This window comes from Streptomyces sp. enrichment culture, assembly GCF_964273145.1.
GTDB lineage: Bacteria > Actinomycetota > Actinomycetes > Streptomycetales > Streptomycetaceae > Streptomyces.
In genome coordinates this window covers 1,424,807-1,442,364 of sequence record NZ_OZ186873.1, presented here as the reverse complement: position 1 = coordinate 1,442,364, position 17,558 = coordinate 1,424,807, and the positions used below count along the sequence as shown (strand labels likewise).

Below are 17,558 nucleotides of genomic sequence, written 5' to 3'. Positions count from 1 at the left end.
GCGTCACGAAACGGACATCACGCGTCCCGGGCGGCCCCGCGCGACACGTTTTCTGCCGGGAATGCGGCGATCCGCCCCGAGTGCGCGGCTTCGCGCATTGACCCTGCCCGGCCGCCCCCGTATGCTACAAGTTGCGCTGCGGGCCTGCGCACCTCAGACGGAGCAGGCTGCGCTCGCATCTGTTGTATGTCCCCTCGGTTGTCGAGGCGCCGCCGGTCACCTGGTGTCCGGATTGGCGCTTCCTTGGCTGTCCGGCTTCTGCAGAGCGAAACGGGCTCCAGCGTGAGCAGTACCTACGACTTCAATGTCCGTACCGGAGCCCTTTACCACATGACGAGCAGCACCGAGACCACCGCCACCACCCCCCAGGTTGCGGTCAACGACATCGGTAACGAGGAAGCGTTCCTCGCCGCGATCGACGAGACGATCAAGTACTTCAACGACGGCGACATCGTCGACGGCGTCATCGTGAAGGTCGACCGGGACGAGGTCCTGCTCGACATCGGCTACAAGACTGAGGGTGTCATCCCCAGTCGCGAGCTCTCGATCAAGCACGACGTCGACCCGAACGAGGTCGTCGCCGTCGGCGACGAGATCGAGGCCCTGGTCCTCCAGAAGGAGGACAAGGAAGGCCGTCTGATCCTCTCGAAGAAGCGCGCCCAGTACGAGCGTGCCTGGGGCACCATCGAGAAGATCAAGGAAGAGGACGGCATCGTCACCGGTACCGTCATCGAGGTCGTCAAGGGTGGTCTCATCCTCGACATCGGCCTCCGCGGCTTCCTCCCGGCCTCCCTGGTCGAGATGCGCCGTGTCCGCGACCTCCAGCCCTACGTGGGCAAGGAGCTCGAGGCGAAGATCATCGAGCTGGACAAGAACCGCAACAACGTGGTCCTGTCCCGCCGCGCCTGGCTCGAGCAGACCCAGTCCGAGGTCCGCCAGACCTTCCTCACGACCCTGCAGAAGGGTCAGGTCCGCTCCGGCGTCGTCTCCTCGATCGTCAACTTCGGTGCCTTCGTGGACCTGGGTGGCGTCGACGGCCTGGTCCACGTCTCCGAGCTGTCCTGGAAGCACATCGACCACCCGTCCGAGGTCGTCGAGGTCGGCCAGGAGGTCACCGTCGAGGTCCTCGACGTGGACATGGACCGCGAGCGTGTCTCCCTGTCGCTGAAGGCGACGCAGGAAGACCCGTGGCAGCAGTTCGCCCGCACCCACCAGATCGGCCAGGTCGTGCCCGGCAAGGTCACGAAGCTGGTTCCGTTCGGCGCGTTCGTCCGCGTGGACGAGGGCATCGAGGGTCTGGTCCACATCTCCGAGCTGGCCGAGCGCCACGTGGAGATCCCGGAGCAGGTCGTCCAGGTCAACGACGAGATCTTCGTCAAGGTCATCGACATCGACCTCGAGCGTCGCCGCATCAGCCTCTCGCTGAAGCAGGCCAACGAGGCCTTCGGCGCCGACCCGTCGGTGGTCGAGTTCGACCCGACCCTGTACGGCATGGCCGCGTCCTACGACGACCAGGGCAACTACATCTACCCCGAGGGCTTCGACCCGGAGACCAACGACTGGCTGCCGGGCTACGAGAAGCAGCGCGAGGAGTGGGAGCGCCAGTACGCCGAGGCGCAGGCCCGCTTCGAGCAGCACCAGGCGCAGGTCATCAAGTCCCGCGAGGCGGACGCCCAGGCCGCTGCCGAGGGTGGCGAGGCCGCCGCTCCGGCCGCGTCCGGCGGTTCGTACTCCTCCGAGGGCGGCGACACCTCCGGTGCGCTGGCGTCGGACGAGGCGCTGGCCGCGCTGCGCGAGAAGCTGGCCGGCGGCCAGAGCTGAGCGCACGCTGAGCCGCTCGTGACCGGGCGGTAGCTCCTGGTCCGAAGGCCCGCACCCCTTCCGGGTGCGGGCCTTCGGCATGGGCGCGCCCGGTGGACCCGGCCCGCGGGCTCTCCCTCGACAGGTGCGCCCCTGCCGCACGCACGATCGGAAACGCGTGCGATACGCGGGAGGGCGCCGGCCCGTAACGGCACCCTGGGAGGCTTCCCCGGTCATTTCCTGATCGGAAGGGGAGCCGGCACATGGCCCGGACCCGGCGGACCTCCGGGACGCGGCGGACCGACGGGACGGGACGCCGGTCCCTCCCGCGCGACGCCGGACCGGCCGGCGGCGCCGGCGCCGTGTCCGCCACCACGGGGGCCCGCGGCCTCGCCCCCACCGCCCGGGCCGCCCAGCGGGAACAGCCCTTCCGCGCCCCCGGGGCGAGCGACTTCGCGCCCACCGGACGGGGCGTCACCGTCACCTGCACCCGGGACGGCCGTACGAGGGCGATCGGCGCCGACCACCGCGTCGCCGCCCCGCCGCCCGGCATCCCGCCGGGAGCCCGCACCACCTGGGCTCCGGGGTGCGGCGCGTGCCGCCGTCGTGACGCCTTCCGCGCGCGCGTGCCCTCACCGCGGCGCCCGGCCGCGCGCGTGCGGAAGGGGCGAGGAAGGGCCTGGCCAGGGACGTGGCGGGGAATGCCCGCGCCCCGTGACACGTTGTGCCGTACGAACACGAGGAGGAGCGGTCACTGTGCTTGATCCGCAGGGTTTGTACGCATGGGAGCCGAAGGGCCTGGCCGTGGTCGACATGGCGCTCGCCCAGGAGTCGGCCGGCCTTGTCATGCTCTACCACTTCGACGGATACATCGACGCGGGTGAGACCGGCGACCAGATCGTCGACCGGTTGCTCGACTCGCTGCCCCACCAGGTCGTGGCCCGTTTCGACCACGACCGGCTCGTGGACTACCGGGCCCGCCGCCCGCTGCTGACCTTCAAACGCGACCGTTGGACCGATTACGAGGACCCCGCCATCGAGGTGCGGATCGTCCAGGACGCCACCGGAGCGCCCTTCCTGCTGCTGTCGGGCCCCGAGCCGGACGTGGAGTGGGAGCGCTTCGCCGCGGCCGTCCGGCAGATCGTGGAGCGGCTCGGCGTCCGCCTGTCCGTGAACTTCCACGGCATCCCCATGGGCGTCCCGCACACCCGTCCCGTGGGCCTCACCCCGCACGGCAACCGCACCGATCTCGTCCCCGGCCACCGCAGCCCCTTCGAGGAGGCCCAGGTGCCCGGCAGCGCCGAGTCGCTGATCGAGCACCGGCTCCTGCAGGCCGGGCACGACGTCCTGGGCGTCGCCGCGCACGTGCCGCACTACATCGCCCGATCGCCGTACCCGGACGCGGCGCTGACCGTCCTGGAGGCCATCACGGCGGCGACCGGCCTGGTGCTGCCCGGCATCGCGCACTCCCTGCGCACGGACGCCCACCGCACGCAGACGGAGATCGAACGGCAGATCCGCGAGGGCGACGAGGAGCTCACCGCGCTCGTCCAGGGTCTGGAGCACCAGTACGACGCCGCCGCGGGCGCCGAGACCCGCGGCAACATGCTCGCCGAGCCCGTCGAGATCCCCTCGGCCGAGGAGATCGGGCGGGAGTTCGAGAAGTTCCTGGCGGAGCGGGAGGGGGACGGCTGATCGGATACGCTGCCGGACGGCCGCGTCCCACCCGGTCCCGCCCCTGCGGGCCGGCCCGGTGGGTCTGACCGGCGGCATCGGAGTCGGCAAGTCTTCCCCGCGTCGGCGGGGGGTGAGGGTGGAGGGGCGGCCATGCTGTCCGTGGGCCTGACCGGTGGGATCGGCGCCGGCAAGAGCGAGGTGTCGCGGCTGCTCGTCGAGTGCGGGGCCGTGCTGATCGACGCGGACCGCATCGCGCGCGAGGTCGTCGAGCCCGGGACGCCCGGGCTCGCCGCGGTGGTGGCGGCCTTCGGTGAGGAGGTGCTCACCGAGGACGGCGCGCTGGACCGGCCCAAGCTGGGCTCCCTCGTCTTCGCCGACCCGCGGAAGCTGGCCGCCCTCAACGCGATCGTGCACCCCCTGGTCGGCGCCCGCTCCCGCGAGCTGGAGGAGGCCGCCGCCGAGGACGCCGTCGTCGTCCACGACGTCCCGCTCCTCACGGAGAACGGCCTGGCGCCGCTGTACGACGTCGTGGTCGTCGTCGAGGCCGACCCCGCCACCCGGCTCGACCGGCTGGTGCGCCTGCGCGGGATGAGCGAGGAGGACGCACGCGCGCGTATGGCCGCCCAGGCGACGCGCGAGCAGCGCCGGGAGATCGCGGACATCGTCATCGACAACGACGTACCGCTGGAGGAGCTGCGGCGCCGGGTGAGGGAGGTGTGGGCCGAGCTGATCCGCAGAGCGCACGCGCCCGGCCGCACGCCCCGCCGTCCCCGGCCGTCCCGGGAATAGCGGTACGCGCACGGGCGTTGGACCTCCCCAGCGAGGGAAGGACTGTGCCGTGCCCGAGATCAGTGGTTCCACCGGACGCACCCCGGAGACACACGTCATCGACTTCCGCGCCGCCGAGCAGCTCCTCGCGGCGCGGGACCCGCGGGGCGCGGTAAAGCTGCTCGACAAGGTCGTCGCCGCCCACCCCGAGAACACCGCGGCGCGGCTGCTGCGCGCGCGGGCCTTCTTCCTGGCGGCGCAACTGCGGCCCGCGGAGCTGGAGTTCACCGTGGTCCTGGAGCGCGAGCCGGACAACGCGTTCGCGCACTTCGCACTCGCCCGGACCTATGAGCGCCAGGGGCGCCCCGACCAGGCCAGGCGCCATTTCCGCCTGGCGGCCGCCCTGGACCCCAACCCCGAGTACCTGCAACGGGCGAACTTCGACGCCTGAGCCGCCTGAGCCGCCCGGGCGGCCGAATCCCGCTCGCCGGGACCGCCCGCCCCACGGGGCGCCCCCTACGGGGGATCGTCGGGCGGGCGGTACGGCGGGACGTCGCGGCCCGGCTGGTAGTGCGGGCCCCGGCGGACGTGTCCGAGGACGAGGGCCAGGTCGACCGCGGCGACCAGCCACAGCGCCGCGCAGGCCGCCGCCCAGCCGGGGTGCCCGGTGAGGGCGAACGCGACCGTTCCGACGGCCGTCCAGGCCGTGCCCCACACGCACAGCCACAAGCGCGCCCGCAGCGCACTGCGCGCGGTCACCGGTTCACTGCCCGTACGCGTCCTCATCGCCCGTACGCACCTTCGCCGTCCGTACGTGTCGGAACCACCGCTCCTGCTGGAAACGTACTCCTCGCGCGGGGCGTTCTCCAGGGGGGTTCGGAGGTCGCCGGGCGCTCGCGGGGACGGCGAGGGAGCGGACGGTCCCCGGCGCCCGCACGTGCGGATCCCGTCGGTGGAGCCGGCCGGCGAGGGGGCGAACCCGGCGCACGTGGGGTACGCGGGCCCGCGGACGTCAGCGTCCCTCGGGGCGGCCGCCCAGTCCGCGCAGGCGTTCCAACTCCCGGCGCTCCCGCTTGGTCGGGCGGCCCGCGCCGCGGTCGCGGACGCCTGCCGGAGCGATGGCCTCGCGCGGCGGTGGCGGCGGGGAGTTGTCGATGTAGCACTGGGCGGCCACCGGGGCGCCGACCCGCTTGCGGATCAGCCGCTTGACGACGACGATCCGCTCCCGGCCCTCGTGCCGCAGGCGCACCTCGTCGCCGACGCGCACGGAGTACGCGGGCTTCACCCGCTCGCCGTTGACGCGGACGTGGCCGCCCCGGCAGGCGGTCGCGCCGATCGACCGGGTCTTGACCAGGCGTACGGCCCAGATCCAGCTGTCGATGCGGACGGTCCCGCCGTTCTGCGGCCCGGCCGCCTCGGCGGCGGCGATCGCGGCGGCGGTCCTCGGGTCGACGGCGGGCGCCGCGGCACCGGTGCCGCCACCGGTGGACGCGCCGGTCGCCCCGCCCTGCCCGTTCCCGTTTCCGGTCCGGTCCCCGGCCCCGGTCCTGCCGTCGGTCCGCGCCCCGGAGGATTCCCCCGGGCCGGCCGTCCCGCCGCATGTGTCCTCGTCACGCTCGGAAACCATGCCCCCGACCTTAGCTCCCCGGCCCGGCCCCCGGGTCCGCCGATCACCGGACGGCGTGACCCGCCGGGTGAGCGGGCGTCCTACGGTGGGCGCATGGACACCAGCGGCCTCGCCGTACTCGATGAACGGATCGTGCAGTGCCGGGCCTGCCCACGGCTGGTCGCCTGGCGGGAGGAGGTGGCGCGCACGAAGCGGGCCGCCTTCGCCGACTGGACGTACTGGGGCCGGCCGGTGCCGGGTTTCGGCCCGCCGGACGCCCGCCTGCTGGTCGTCGGGCTCGCCCCGGCCGCGCACGGCGGGAACCGCACCGGCCGGATGTTCACCGGCGACCGCTCCGGCGACGTGCTGTACGAGGCGCTGTACGACGTGGGTCTCGCCTCGCAGCCCACCTCCGTCGCCGCCGGCGACGGCCTGGAACTGTACGGCGTGCGCGTCACCTCGCCGGTGCACTGCGCCCCGCCCGCCAACAAGCCCACCCCCGGGGAACGGGACACCTGCCGGCCGTGGCTCGTGCGGGAGCTGGGGCTGCTGCGGCCGACCCTGCGAGCCGCGGTCGTGCTCGGCGGCTTCGGCTGGCGGGCCGCGCTGCCCGCGTTCGCCGAGGCCGGCTGGAGCGTGCCCAGGCCGAGGCCGGCCTTCGCGCACGGCACCCGGGTCCCCCTCGACGGGATCGACCTCTTCGGGTGCTTCCACGTCAGCCAGCGCAACACGTTCACCGGCAGGCTCACGCCCGCGATGCTGCGGGAGGTGCTGCGCGCGGCGGCCGATGCGGCGGGGCTGCCGCCACAGCCGGCCCCTGAATCCGGCCGGTGTGGCCCGAAATGAGGTGTCCGCGCCGCCGTACCGGCCCTAGGGTGCTCCGATGGGCCTCTATCCGGAGATCGAACCGTACGACCACGGCATGCTCGACGTCGGTGACGGCAACCGCGTTCACTGGGAGGTCTGCGGCAACCCGCGCGGCAAGCCCGCGGTGGTTCTGCACGGCGGCCCGGGGTCCGGCTGCACGCCGCCGCTGCGGCGGTTCTTCGACCCGGACGCGTACCGGGTCGTGCTGTTCGACCAGCGGGGCTGCGGGCGTTCGACGCCGCACGCGAGCGCGTACGACACCGACATGGGCGTCAACACCACGGCCCACCTCATCGCCGACCTGGAGCTGCTGCGCCGGCACCTGGGCGTCGAACGGTGGCTGGTCTGGGGCGCGTCGTGGGGGTCGGTGCTCGCGCTGCGGTACGCGCAGACGCACCCCGGCGCCGTGACCGAGCTGGTGCTCACGGCGGTCGCGACCGGCTCCGACGCCGAGGTCACCCTGCTGACCAGAGGACTCGGCAGGTTCTTCCCGGACGCCTTCGAACGCTTCCTGTCCGGGCTGCCGGAGGACGAGCGGGACGGCAACCTCGCCGCCGCGTACAACCGGCTGCTGGAATCCCCCGATCCGCGGGTGCGGGAGCGGGCGGCGCGTGTCTGGACCGACTGGGAGACGGCGATCGCCTCGGCCCCGCCGCGCTCGGTGGAGCGCTACGAGGACCCGGTCTTCCGCATGGGCTTCGCGCGGACCGTGACCCACTACTGGGGCAACGGCCACTTCCTGGGCGAGGGCAACGACGAGGGCGTCGTCCTGCGCGACGCCCATCTGATCGGGCACATCCCCGGCACCCTGGTCCAGGGCGGCCTCGACCCGGGCAACCTGCTCGGCACCGTCTGGCGGCTGCACCACGCCTGGCCGGCGAGCGAGTTGCTGGTCGTGGACGAGGCCGGGCACGGCGCGGGCGCGCCCGCAGTGGCTGATCTGCTGGTGGCGGCGACGGACAAGTACGCCAAGGGGTAAGAAGGGTGTTCACGGCAAGGCGGGTCCGCCCACGCGATCCTTTGCGGCGCGAGCGGGGATCCGCATACGCCGCCCGCCGACGCCACCCCTCCTGCCGAAAGAGCCGCAGCAGTGACTTCCCCCACGGACCCCACCACTTCCGCGAACTCCGCCGGCCATCCCATGGACCCGGCGGACCGGACCTTCCTCGACACCACAGCCGACCGTCTCGCCGCCCTCCCCGCCGTCCGGGCCGTGACGCTCGGAGGCTCCCGTGCCCAGGGCAGCCACCGCCCCGACAGCGACTGGGACCTGGCGATCTACTACCGGGGCGCCTTCGATCCCGCCACCCTCCGCGCCGTCGGCTGGGAGGGCGAGGCCTCCGAGATCGGCGGCTGGGGCGGCGGCGTCTTCAACGGGGGCGCCTGGCTGACGATCGACGGGCGGCGGGTCGACGTCCACTACCGGGACCTCGACGTCGTCGAGCACGCGCGGACGGAGGCGGAGGCCGGGCGCTTCGGCATCGAGCCACTGATGTTCCACCTGGCCGGCATCCCGACCTACCTGGTCGTCGCGGAACTCGCGGTCAACCGGGTGCTGCGGGGCACCCTGCCCCGCCCCGCCTACCCGGAGCCGCTGCGCCGGACCGCCCCCGAACGCTGGTACGGCATGGCCGCCGCCACCCTCGCCTACGCCGGGGCCGGACACGCCCCCAAGGGCGCCCTCACCCAGGTCGCCGGCGCGATCGCGCTCGCCGCCACCCAGACGGCACACGCGGTGCTGGCGGCACGCGGTGAGTGGGTCACCAACGAGAAGGGGCTGGTGGAGCGGGCCGGGCTGGGCGCGACCGACGCACTCCTGGGCGGCCTGCGGCCGGATCCGCAGGCGCTGTGCCGGGCGGTCGCCGACGCCGGGGCGCTGTTCGGCCGGGCCGTGGAGAAGGTCCGGCCGCCGGCCGCGTAGGAGCCGGGTCCGCCGGCCGGGGCCCACCGGCTCCGTGGGGCCCCCGGTTCACGAGGCTCGTGCCGTCCTCGGTCCGTCGTCCTCGTGCCGTCCTCGGTCCGTCGTCCTCGCGCCGTCCCCGTCGCCGGGTCCCGCGTCGTCCCGGTCCGCCGGGTCCCGGCGCCGTACGTTGGCGAGATGACGCCTTCCGCCGCACCGCGGGCCGCCGGGCCCGCCGACCTCGTCGTCACGGGCTGCACCGTCCTCCTCCACGACGACCGGGAACAGGTCACGTTCCAGGAGGACGCCGCCGTCGTCGTACGTGACGGAGTCATCGAATCCGTGACCTCCGCCGCCGGGGCCGACGGGCTTCCGGCCCGTGAGCGGATCGACGCGCGCGGCCAGGTCGCCCTGCCCGGACTGATCAACTGTCACACGCACGCGCCGATGGTCGCGCTGCGCGGGCTCGCCGAGGACCTGCCCACCGAGGAGTGGTTCAACGACGTCGTCTGGCCCGTCGAGTCCAACCTGACCGAGCGGGACGTCGCCCTCGGCGCCCGGCTCGCCTGCGCGGAGATGATCCGCGGCGGGGTGACCTGCTTCGCCGACCACTACTTCGCGATGGACGCGGTCGCCGCCGTCGCCGCCGAGTGCGGACTGCGGGCCCACCTCGGCCAGGTGTACTTCTCCTCGCAGGGCGCCCGGGGCAGGGAGGCGTCCCTGGAGTTCGCCCTGCGCCACCGGGGAGCCGCCGGCGGCCGCATCACCACCGCCCTCGCCCCGCACGCCCCCTACACCGTGGACGACGCCGACCTCGCCGCCACCGCCGACCTCGCCCGCGCCCACGGCCTGCCCGTGCACCTGCACGCCGCCGAGAACCGAGCCCAGACCGACACCAGCCTCGCCCGGCACGGCGCCACCCCCATCGAGGTCCTGGAACGCACCGGCATCCTCGGCACCGACGTCCTCATCGCCCACGGCACCGGCATCGTCGAACGCGACCTGCCGGTCCTCGCGCGCGCGGGCGGCCGTACGGCCGTCGCCAGCGCGCCCCGCGGCTACCTCAAGTTCGCCTGGCCCACCACCACGCCCGTCCGTGCCCTGCGCGACCTCGGCATCCCCGTGGGACTCGCCACGGACGGCGCCGCCTCCAACAACTCCCTCGACGTGTGGGAGTCGATGGCGCTCACCTCCCTGGTCCAGAAGTCCGCCGAGGGCGACCCCCGGTGGCTGACAGCACGCCAGGCCCTGCACCACGCCACGCTGCAGAGCGCCCGCGCGGTGGGCCTCGCCGACGCGGTCGGCAGCATCGCGCCGGGGCGGCGGGCCGACCTCGTGCTCGTCGACCTCGCCGGTCCGCACACCCAGCCCGTCCACGACCTCGCCGCCACCCTCGTCCACAGTGCCCGGTCCTCCGACGTCCGCACGACGATCGTCGACGGGCGGATCCTCATGCGCGACCGGGAACTGCTCACCCTCGACCTGCCGGCCGTCGTCCGGGAGCTGGGGGAGCGGCTGCCCGCGCTCGTCGACCGCGGACACGGCCGGCGCGTCCAGCGGTACGACACCTGAAGGGCGGGACACCGGGACGAAAGCCCGGGAGGGGGCCGGGGTGAGCGTCCGGAGGGGAGCCCGGGGGAAATCCGCCCCCGCAGCGGCGGGTTCGGCTCCGCCACCAGCCGGCCGGACTCGACCGCGTCCGGCCGGCGGGAGGAGGGGAGAGGAACCCGAGGGGTGCGCGACGGCTTTCGGGGCGCCCGCGCGAAGTGGGCGGATCCACCGTCACGACGAGTACGAGGACTGGTGCGCAGGGTGAGGGAAACGGCCGTAAGGGCGAGAATCCCCTCACTCGTCGCGGTGAACAGGTGTCAACTACGTCTCAGTACCGTCACTGCCCGAGGCGTATGCCCCATGGTTGGCGTTTAACTCTACGACTACAGCGCTACCTGGAGGTGCGGGTGAACGGGCGGACAGTGCTCGAACGCTTTCCCGCCGGCGGTCCGCGGGGGTCCTGGCCGGCGGAGGAGTTCGCTCATGCGCGACGTCTGGAGGGCCTTCCCGCGGAGGTCGTCATGGACCTCGCGACGGACATGTTCCTGGTGATCGTGAGGAGCGACGGCCCCGCCGACGACGTCGCCGCCTGACGCGGCACCGCCCGGCCGCGTCGTCGTCCCACGTCACGCGAGCCGGGCCGTACGGCACACCGCCGGGGGCCGCCGGGCGGACGCTCGCTTGCCGCCGGCGGACGGCCCGCGGTGCCGGACGCGACCGCGGTCCCGCCGGTCCGCCCCCGCCTCCGCCGGTCCGCGTCCGGAGGGGCTGCCGGTGCCTCGCGGAACGCCTACGCGTTCACCGGCCTCGACCACACCGGGGTGGTCCCGGTCAGCCGGCACAGCGCCAGGTAGAGCGGGATCGGCGGCGTATAGGGGAGTGTGCCGTCCGGGCGGTGGATGAGACCGGGCAGGTCCGGGACGTCCGGAAGGACCGCGCCGGTGGCGTACCGGGCGGGCGCGGGCCACTCCAGGGCGTAGTCGGAGTCGGAGGGGACGATCCACCACCAGTGCGCCTCGTCGGCGTAGACGCATCCGACACGGGGCAGCCGGGGCATCACCAAGGGTCCGAAGCGGGCGGGCACCGCCACCGCGTCACAGCCCAGTGGGGCCGTCATGCCGTCCGGTACGGGCAGCCGCTGGATCGGCCCCGGCCGGCGCAGCCCGCGCTGGAGGCGGACGAGCGTGTCCAGCCCGAGCGCGCGGGTACCGGACATGGGCCTCACAGCCACTCGGCCCCCGCTTCCCGGTGCGCTCGTTGCTCCCTGGAGCTGGAGCTGGAGCTGGAGCTGGAGCTGGAGCCGGAGCCGGAGCCGGAGCCGGAGCCGGAGCCGGAGCTTCCGGAGTTCTCGGATGTCTCGGTGTCATCGGTCTCGTCGGCCTCGTCCTGCCCACCGGAAGGGCCCGGCTTGGGGCGGGCGCCCCAGCCCAGATCGCCCCGGGGGCCGGACGGGTCGGGCGGCGCGCCGACCGTGCGGGGAAGTTCGGCCCAGACCACCAGCCCCGGGCCGTGCTCGTAGGCACCCCAGGCGTGGCACAGGGCGTCGACCAGCAGCAGTCCTCGACCGTGTTCCTCCTCCGGCTGCCGCCGGGCGGCCCGGGGCCGCCCGGCGGCGCACCCTTCATCGCGTACGGCTATGCGCACCAGGTCGTCCTCCTCGCGGAGCTCGCACACGACATGGCGGCCGGCGGTGTGCACGATCGCGTTGGTGACCAGCTCGGAGACCACCAGGGCCGCGGTGTCGCAGGTGTCCTCGCACACGGACCAGCCGGTCAGCCGGGCCCGCGTCAGGCGTCTGGCCTGTGCGGGAGAGCCCGGATGCGCGGCCAGTTCGAAGCGGAACCGGCGCTCGGGGAGTGCCCGGGAGGGCCGGGCTTCCGAAGCGGCACCGAGGCCGGCGAGGCTTTCGGCGGCGTCTGTTCCTAAAGGCGCAGGCGGAATCACGCTTGCCACTATCACCCCGCCGAGAACACTTGGCAAGAGTCACTCTGAAAAATGCAGAGTGCTGCGTGACGCGGTGGACAGGCGTGGCACACTGCTCGCAACGGCGCGTCGAGCGGCGCCACTTCGGACCGTCGAAGGTCTGCCCAGGGCTTCGCAGGCGTCTGAGAATGGGGCTGCCGGCGGACCGTCGGCCACCGGCGCGGCCGACCGGCGCGCCCGTCACCCGTACAGGACCCTTCGTGGAGGTGGAGGTGGAGCGTGAGTGAGCCGCGGTCCGCGCCGACGGTCGGCCAGGTCGTCCTCGGCCGGCGCCTGCTGGACCTGCGGGAACGCGCCGGGCTGAAGCGCGAGGAGGCCGCGCGCATCCTCCGTGTCGCCCCCGCCACGGTCCGCCGCATGGAGACGGCCGAGGTCGCGCTCAAGATCCCGTATCTCCAGTTGCTGCTGAAGGCGTACGGCGTCCCCGACGAGGAGGCCGAGGCGTTCGTCGAGCTGGCCGAGGAAGCCAACAAGCCAGGGTGGTGGCAGCGGTTCCACGACATCCTCCCCGGCTGGTTCTCCATGTACGTCAGCCTGGAGGGCGCGGCCAGTCTCATCCGCAGCTACGAACCCCACTTCGTTCCCGGCTTGCTGCAGACCGAGGACTACGCGCGCGGGGTGCTGATGTCGGGTGCCATCGGCCAGACCCGGCCCGACGACATCGAGCGCCACGTCGCCCTGCGCATGCGGCGGCAGCAGCTGCTCACCCGCGAGGACGCGCCCCGGCTGTGGGTCGTGATGGACGAGACCGTGCTGCGCCGTCCGGTCGGGGGGCCCGGGGTGATGCGCGCCCAGATCGACAAGCTGCTGGAGGCCACCGCGCTGCCTCACGTGACGTTGCAGGTCGCCCCGTTCGCGAACGGGCCGCACCCCGGCACGTACGGGCCCTTCGTGCTGTTCCGGTTCGCCGTGCCGGAACTCCCGGACATGGTCTACAGCGAGTACTTGACCGGCGCCGTCTACCTCGACGCGCGCACCGAGGTGGCGACCCACCTGGAGGTCATGGACCGCATGGCGGCGCAGGCCGCCACGGCACACCGTACGAAAGAGATCCTCCGGGATCTCCGCAAGGAGTTGTGAATGGAACGCACCATGCCCCAGTCCGCGCCGCGGATCCTCGGTGAGCGCATCTACAACGGTATGCCCGCCCGTGAACTGGGCAGCGAGGGCTGGCACAAGCCGTGGAGCGGCGGCAACGGCGGCAACTGCCTGGAGGCGATGAAGCTGGCCGACGGCCGGATCGCCCTGCGCCAGTCCACCGATCCCGACGGGCCGGCGCTGATCTACACGTCCGACGAGATAACGGCCTTCATCAGGGGCGCCAAGGCGGGGGAGGCTGACTTCCTGCTGTCCTGACTCCGCTTCCAGCGGCTTGGTTCCTCTGCATGACTATGCATGACTATGCGTGATTGCTCAGTGCTTCCCCGCCTTTCCGCCCGACCCGACACCACACGGATCGGACACCACATGGATGAGAAACCAAAGGGACCTGACGCTTCGTCGGCCACCCACCCCCGCGACACCCCGACGTTCAAAGCGACGTTCAACTCGACGTGACGGAGTACGCCATGACCGGGCAGCACCCCACCGGGATCGACACGACCAGACCCCACCCCGCACGGATGTACGACTGGTACCTCGGCGGCAAGGACAACTACCCGGTCGACGAGGAAATGGGCCGGCAGATGCTCGCCCTCGACCCGAGGGTCCCGGTGATGGCCCGGGTCAACCGCGCCTTCATGCACCGTGCCACACGCTGGCTGGCCCGGGCCGGTGTCCGGCAGTTCCTGGACATCGGAACCGGCATACCGACCGAACCCAACCTCCACCAGGTGGCCCAGGAGGTCGCGCCGGACGCGCGCGTCGTCTACTGCGACAACGACCCCATAGTGCTGGCCCACGCCGCGGCCCTGCTGCGCGGCACCCCCGAGGGAGTGACCGAATACCTGCAGGCCGACGTGCGAGAGCCGGAGGCCATCCTGGACGGCGCACGCAAGGTCCTCGACTTCGGCCGGCCGGTCGCCCTGTCGCTCATCGCGCTGCTGCACTTCGTCCCCGACGAGGACGGCGCTCGGGACCTGGTCCGCAGGCTCCTGTCCGAACTGCCCTCCGGCAGTCACCTCGTGATCAGTCACGCCACGGCCGACTTCACGCCCGAGGAGTCGCGGGCGGCCACCGAGAAGCTCAAGGCCGCGGGCGTCACCCTGGCCCTGCGTTCCCGCGAGGAGTTCACCCGCTTCTTCGACGGCCTGGAACTGATCGAACCGGGCGTCGAGGTGCCCCACCGGTGGCACCCCGAACTGGGCGAGCCGGTTCCCGGACAGGAGGACGGGATCATCCCGGGGTACGGCGCGGTGGGGCGCAAGCCCTGACCGCGGCCGGCCCGGTGCCGGCACCGGGCCTCGCGCCGGGCGCCACCGTCCTGCCGGACAGCCGCCCGGGCGGGACCGGCCGGGTGAAGCCCTCCTCCCAGGCCCGGTCGGCGATGGCGCACCCGACGTCCTTGATGGTGACCGCCGGCTGGTTGATCGCGAGCACGCAACCCGCCTCGCACGGCGCCGGGCACAACCTCCCGGTGAACTGGGGGAAGTCGTTCGCGGCGTGCAGCCGGTCGCTCGCCGCCCGCCAGTTCCCCGGGGTGACCAGGCCGTTCCACTCGGGGATCAGATTGCCCAGCGGACAGGCCTCGTGGCAGAAGGGGACGCCGCGGTCCACGCAGCGGCCGGCCTGCTCGCCGACGAGGGGCAGCACCGCCCCGGGGCGGCACACCTCGTCCCGGACCCGCTCCGCCGCCGGTCTGCGGGGCCGGTCCCGGCGGGGCGTGGTCAGGAACCCCTTGGGATCGGCCATGGCCGGCTTCCTTGCGTGCGGGGTGGCAGGCCGTGCGGCACCGGGCGGCGCTCCTCCTCGACCAGGAGGCCCTGCCGCTCGTAACGGCCCCGGCGCCGGTTGAACCGCACCACCACCGCCCACAGGGCGCTCTCCTCGCGCGATCGGCGGGTCAGAGCCGTGTCGCCGCGCGGCAGGTAGACCAAGTGGCCGAGGTCGGCGCAGTCCAGGCAGTGCGGCGCGCCCTCCTCGAGCAGGAGCAGGGACAGCGGCCCGCGGCGGCACGTGGCGCAGCGCCGCCGCTTGACCGGCCGGAACACGACGAGCCCGGGACGCGGCGGGGGAACCGGAGAGGGGGAGGGGGTTGGAAAAGACGCCATGCGGAGGTCATTCCCCCGTCGGCCGGGCGACCCGCGCGCGACCGCGACGAGGCACCTGTGGCCGGTCCCCGTCCGCCGCCGAAGGACGACTGGCGCATCATGGGCCCTGTGCGACTGGAAGCGATCACCTGGGACCGGCTCGGCGACCTGCTCGCCGAGCGACTGCTCGATCTGCGGCCGGCCGACGGCGGTTCGTGGCCGCGCGTCGCCTTCGACGGCGCCCCGGCCGCCCGCCCGGGCGACCTCGCCGAGCGCGTCTTCGAGGCCTTGCGCCTGCGCGGACGCCCCTCGCTCGTCGTCGCCGCCGAGGGCTTCCTGCGCCCGGCGTCCGTCCGCCTGGAGCACGGACGCCAGGACATCGAGTCCTACTACAGCGGTTGGTACGACACCGGTGCGCTCTGGCGGGAGGTCTTCGGCCCCCTCGAACCGGGCGGCGACGGACGCGTCCTGCCCGACCTGTGGGACCCCGTCACCGACCGTGCCACACGCAGTCCCTACGTCCACCTCCCGCCCGGTGCCCCCCTGTTGCTTCACGGTCCCTTCCTCCTGCGCCACTGGTTCCCCTTCGACCTGAGCGTCCACATCCTCCTGACCCCCGGCGCCCTGCGCCGCCGGACCCCCGACGCCGAGCGGTGGACCCTGCCCGCCTTCGAGCGGTACGAGCGGGAGACCGACCCCGCTGCCACCGCCGACGTCCTGGTGCGTGCCGACGACCCACGCCACCCGGCGTGGAACGGCTGACGGGCTCCGCCGGACCCGCGCCGTCCCGTCCGCGCCGCCCTCAGAGCCAGCCGTTGCGCCGGAAACCGCGGTACAGGGCCAGGCAGGCCAGGGTGATGACGCCGACGGCCAGGCCGTAGCCGTACCGCCAGCGCAGTTCCGGCATGTGGTCGAAGTTCATGCCGTACACGCCGCAGACCATGGTCGGCACGGCGATGATCGCGGCCCAGGCCGTGATCTTCCGCATGTCCTCGTTCTGGGCGACCGTGACCCGGGCGAGGTGGGCCTGGAGGATCGAGTTGAGCAGTTCGTCGAAGGCGGCGATCTGTTCGGCGGCCCGCAGCAGATGGTCGGAGACGTCGCGGAAGTAGGCCTGTATCTCCGGGGCGACCACCCGGTTCGGCCGGGTGGCGAGTTCCTCCAGCGGCCGCCCCAGCGGCACCACCGCACGCCTCAGTTCCAGGAGTTCACGCTTGAGCTGGTAGATCCGTCCCGGGTCGACCCGCGCTCCGTGTTCCGCGAACACCTCCGTCTCCACCGTGTCGATGTCTTCCCGCACGGCGTCGATGACGCTCAGGAAGTCGTCCACCACGTGATCCGCGATCGCGTGCAGAACCACCGACGGCCCCTTGGCGAGCTGCCGGGGATCCGATTCCAGATCCTCGCGCAGCGGGCCGAGCGACCCGTGCCGTCCGTGCCGCACCGTCACCACGAAGTCCCGGCCGGCGAACACCATGATCTCGCCGGTGTCCACGACCTCGCTCGTGGCCGTGAGCTTCTCGTGCTCGACGTAGCAGACCGTCTTGAACACGGCGAAGAGCGTCTCGCCGTACCACTCCAGCTTCGGCCGCTGATGGGCCTCGACCGCGTCCTCGACCGCCAGCGGATGCAGGTCGAAGAGGTCGGCGATGCCGGCGAACTCCTGGTCCGTCGGCTCGTACAGGCCCAGCCAGACGAAGCCGTCACCGTGTTCGCGGACCCGCTGCACGGCGTCGACGGGATCGCCGCCGCCATCGGTGCGGACGCCGTCGCGGTAGGTCACGCAGTTCACCACCGAGGAGCCCAGCGGGGACCGGGCGGGGTGGCTCAGGTCGACGCGCGGACGCCGCCGGGCCAGCCGCGCCACCCTGCGGAGACCGCCGGCCCGGCCGAGGCCCGTGACCTTCCGCAGGTTCCCTGCCATGGACATCTGGATCTCCTCGCGTGGATCCCCCGGCGCCGTGCTCCCCGCGCCCCGGCGTGCCAGTCTGCCAGGCCGGCGCGGTCGGCGGGCCGGCCTGTGGGCAGACGCCGTTCCGCTTTGTTCCCGGCTGTGGACAAACGGAGTTCGGCGGGGCGGCGCGGCGCCCGCGCCGTGGACGGGGCCCTTCGCCGACGACTCGTGAGGGCCTCCTGCGAGCCGGACCGCGCGCTCCGGCGCCCGGGGCCCCTGCCCCCCCCGCCCCACCGGAGCGTCGACCGCTCCGGACAACCCGGG

General features: G+C 73.3%; 18 protein-coding genes and 1 pseudogene. 13 read left to right on the top strand and 6 right to left on the bottom strand.

What is annotated here, in order from left to right:
• The first annotated feature begins 330 nt into the window (after nt 1-330).
• The 4 genes from rpsA to ACSU6Z_RS06605 all read left to right on the top strand — a co-directional run bounded on the left by rpsA (nt 331) and on the right by ACSU6Z_RS06605 (nt 4,696).
• Nucleotides 331-1,821 (top strand): 30S ribosomal protein S1, encoded by a 1,491-nt coding sequence (gene rpsA, locus ACSU6Z_RS06620; protein ID WP_437020524.1) that lies wholly within the window; start codon nt 331-333, stop codon nt 1,819-1,821.
• Nucleotides 1,822-2,556: 735 nt separating this feature from the next.
• The gene (locus ACSU6Z_RS06615) at nt 2,557-3,495 is read left to right on the top strand and encodes a PAC2 family protein (protein WP_437043770.1); all 939 of its coding nucleotides are present in this window, start codon (nt 2,557-2,559) and stop codon (nt 3,493-3,495) included.
• Between the two features lie 132 nt (nt 3,496-3,627).
• Entirely contained in the window at nt 3,628-4,266 is a 639-nt protein-coding gene (coaE, locus tag ACSU6Z_RS06610) for a dephospho-CoA kinase (RefSeq protein ID WP_437043768.1), read from the top strand.
• 49 nt (nt 4,267-4,315) lie between these two features.
• Complete coding sequence (locus tag ACSU6Z_RS06605; protein ID WP_437043766.1) at nt 4,316-4,696, top strand: tetratricopeptide repeat protein; 381 nt, start codon at nt 4,316-4,318, stop codon at nt 4,694-4,696.
• A gap of 65 nt (nt 4,697-4,761) precedes the next feature.
• Here the strand turns inward: ACSU6Z_RS06605 and ACSU6Z_RS06600 are convergent, their stop codons facing one another.
• Nucleotides 4,762-5,031, bottom strand: a complete 270-nt coding sequence (locus ACSU6Z_RS06600; protein WP_437043764.1) for a DUF6343 family protein — start codon at nt 5,029-5,031, stop codon at nt 4,762-4,764.
• A gap of 226 nt (nt 5,032-5,257) precedes the next feature.
• On the bottom strand, nt 5,258-5,872 hold the full coding sequence (locus ACSU6Z_RS06595; protein ID WP_437043762.1) for an RNA-binding S4 domain-containing protein: 615 nt from the start codon (nt 5,870-5,872) through the stop codon (nt 5,258-5,260).
• 93 nt (nt 5,873-5,965) lie between these two features.
• On the opposite strand from ACSU6Z_RS06595, the gene ACSU6Z_RS06590 reads away from it, so the two are divergent.
• The 5 genes from ACSU6Z_RS06590 (at nt 5,966) to ACSU6Z_RS06570 (ending at nt 10,762) form a co-directional block, all read left to right on the top strand.
• Complete coding sequence (locus tag ACSU6Z_RS06590; RefSeq protein ID WP_437043761.1) at nt 5,966-6,697, top strand: uracil-DNA glycosylase; 732 nt, start codon at nt 5,966-5,968, stop codon at nt 6,695-6,697.
• Between the two features lie 37 nt (nt 6,698-6,734).
• The gene (gene pip / locus ACSU6Z_RS06585; protein ID WP_437043759.1) at nt 6,735-7,697 is read left to right on the top strand and encodes a prolyl aminopeptidase; all 963 of its coding nucleotides are present in this window, start codon (nt 6,735-6,737) and stop codon (nt 7,695-7,697) included.
• 162 nt (nt 7,698-7,859) lie between these two features.
• A complete protein-coding gene (locus tag ACSU6Z_RS06580) occupies nt 7,860-8,639 on the top strand; it encodes a nucleotidyltransferase domain-containing protein (protein WP_437050208.1) in 780 nt (259 codons plus the stop codon).
• Nucleotides 8,640-8,816: 177 nt separating this feature from the next.
• Nucleotides 8,817-10,190 (top strand): amidohydrolase, encoded by a 1,374-nt coding sequence (locus ACSU6Z_RS06575; RefSeq protein ID WP_437043757.1) that lies wholly within the window; start codon nt 8,817-8,819, stop codon nt 10,188-10,190.
• 386 nt (nt 10,191-10,576) lie between these two features.
• On the top strand, nt 10,577-10,762 hold the full coding sequence (locus tag ACSU6Z_RS06570) for a hypothetical protein (RefSeq protein ID WP_437020542.1): 186 nt from the start codon (nt 10,577-10,579) through the stop codon (nt 10,760-10,762).
• 197 nt (nt 10,763-10,959) lie between these two features.
• Here the strand turns inward: ACSU6Z_RS06570 and ACSU6Z_RS06565 are convergent, their stop codons facing one another.
• Together ACSU6Z_RS06565 and ACSU6Z_RS06560 are read right to left on the bottom strand one after the other, a co-directional pair.
• Nucleotides 10,960-11,385, bottom strand: coding sequence for a hypothetical protein (locus ACSU6Z_RS06565; protein WP_437043754.1), 426 nt, complete (start codon nt 11,383-11,385; stop codon nt 10,960-10,962).
• Between the two features lie 5 nt (nt 11,386-11,390).
• A complete protein-coding gene (locus ACSU6Z_RS06560) occupies nt 11,391-12,122 on the bottom strand; it encodes an ATP-binding protein (RefSeq protein WP_437043753.1) in 732 nt (243 codons plus the stop codon).
• Nucleotides 12,123-12,371: 249 nt separating this feature from the next.
• Here ACSU6Z_RS06560 and ACSU6Z_RS06555 point away from each other — a divergent pair, with 249 nt between their 5' ends.
• The 3 genes from ACSU6Z_RS06555 (at nt 12,372) to ACSU6Z_RS06545 (ending at nt 14,524) form a co-directional block, all read left to right on the top strand.
• Entirely contained in the window at nt 12,372-13,232 is an 861-nt protein-coding gene (locus tag ACSU6Z_RS06555) for a helix-turn-helix domain-containing protein (RefSeq protein ID WP_437043751.1), read from the top strand.
• The gene (locus ACSU6Z_RS06550; protein ID WP_437043749.1) at nt 13,233-13,508 is read left to right on the top strand and encodes a DUF397 domain-containing protein; all 276 of its coding nucleotides are present in this window, start codon (nt 13,233-13,235) and stop codon (nt 13,506-13,508) included. It abuts the gene before it with no gap.
• A 212-nt stretch (nt 13,509-13,720) separates the two neighbouring features.
• Complete coding sequence (locus tag ACSU6Z_RS06545; RefSeq protein ID WP_437043748.1) at nt 13,721-14,524, top strand: SAM-dependent methyltransferase; 804 nt, start codon at nt 13,721-13,723, stop codon at nt 14,522-14,524.
• Here the strand turns inward: ACSU6Z_RS06545 and ACSU6Z_RS06540 are convergent.
• Nucleotides 14,487-15,361: pseudogene (locus ACSU6Z_RS06540) on the bottom strand (hypothetical protein). The gene ACSU6Z_RS06545 and the pseudogene ACSU6Z_RS06540 overlap by 38 nt on opposite strands.
• Nucleotides 15,362-15,469: 108 nt before the next feature.
• Between ACSU6Z_RS06540 and ACSU6Z_RS06535 the strand changes: the two are divergent.
• Entirely contained in the window at nt 15,470-16,102 is a 633-nt protein-coding gene (locus ACSU6Z_RS06535; RefSeq protein ID WP_437043746.1) for a uridine kinase, read from the top strand.
• Between the two features lie 40 nt (nt 16,103-16,142).
• On the opposite strand, the gene ACSU6Z_RS06530 is transcribed toward ACSU6Z_RS06535, so the two are convergent.
• Nucleotides 16,143-17,270 carry a magnesium and cobalt transport protein CorA gene (locus ACSU6Z_RS06530; RefSeq protein WP_437043744.1) on the bottom strand — a complete coding sequence of 376 codons (1,128 nt, stop codon included), beginning with the start codon at nt 17,268-17,270 and terminating at the stop codon, nt 16,143-16,145.
• Nucleotides 17,271-17,558: the final 288 nt, after the last annotated feature.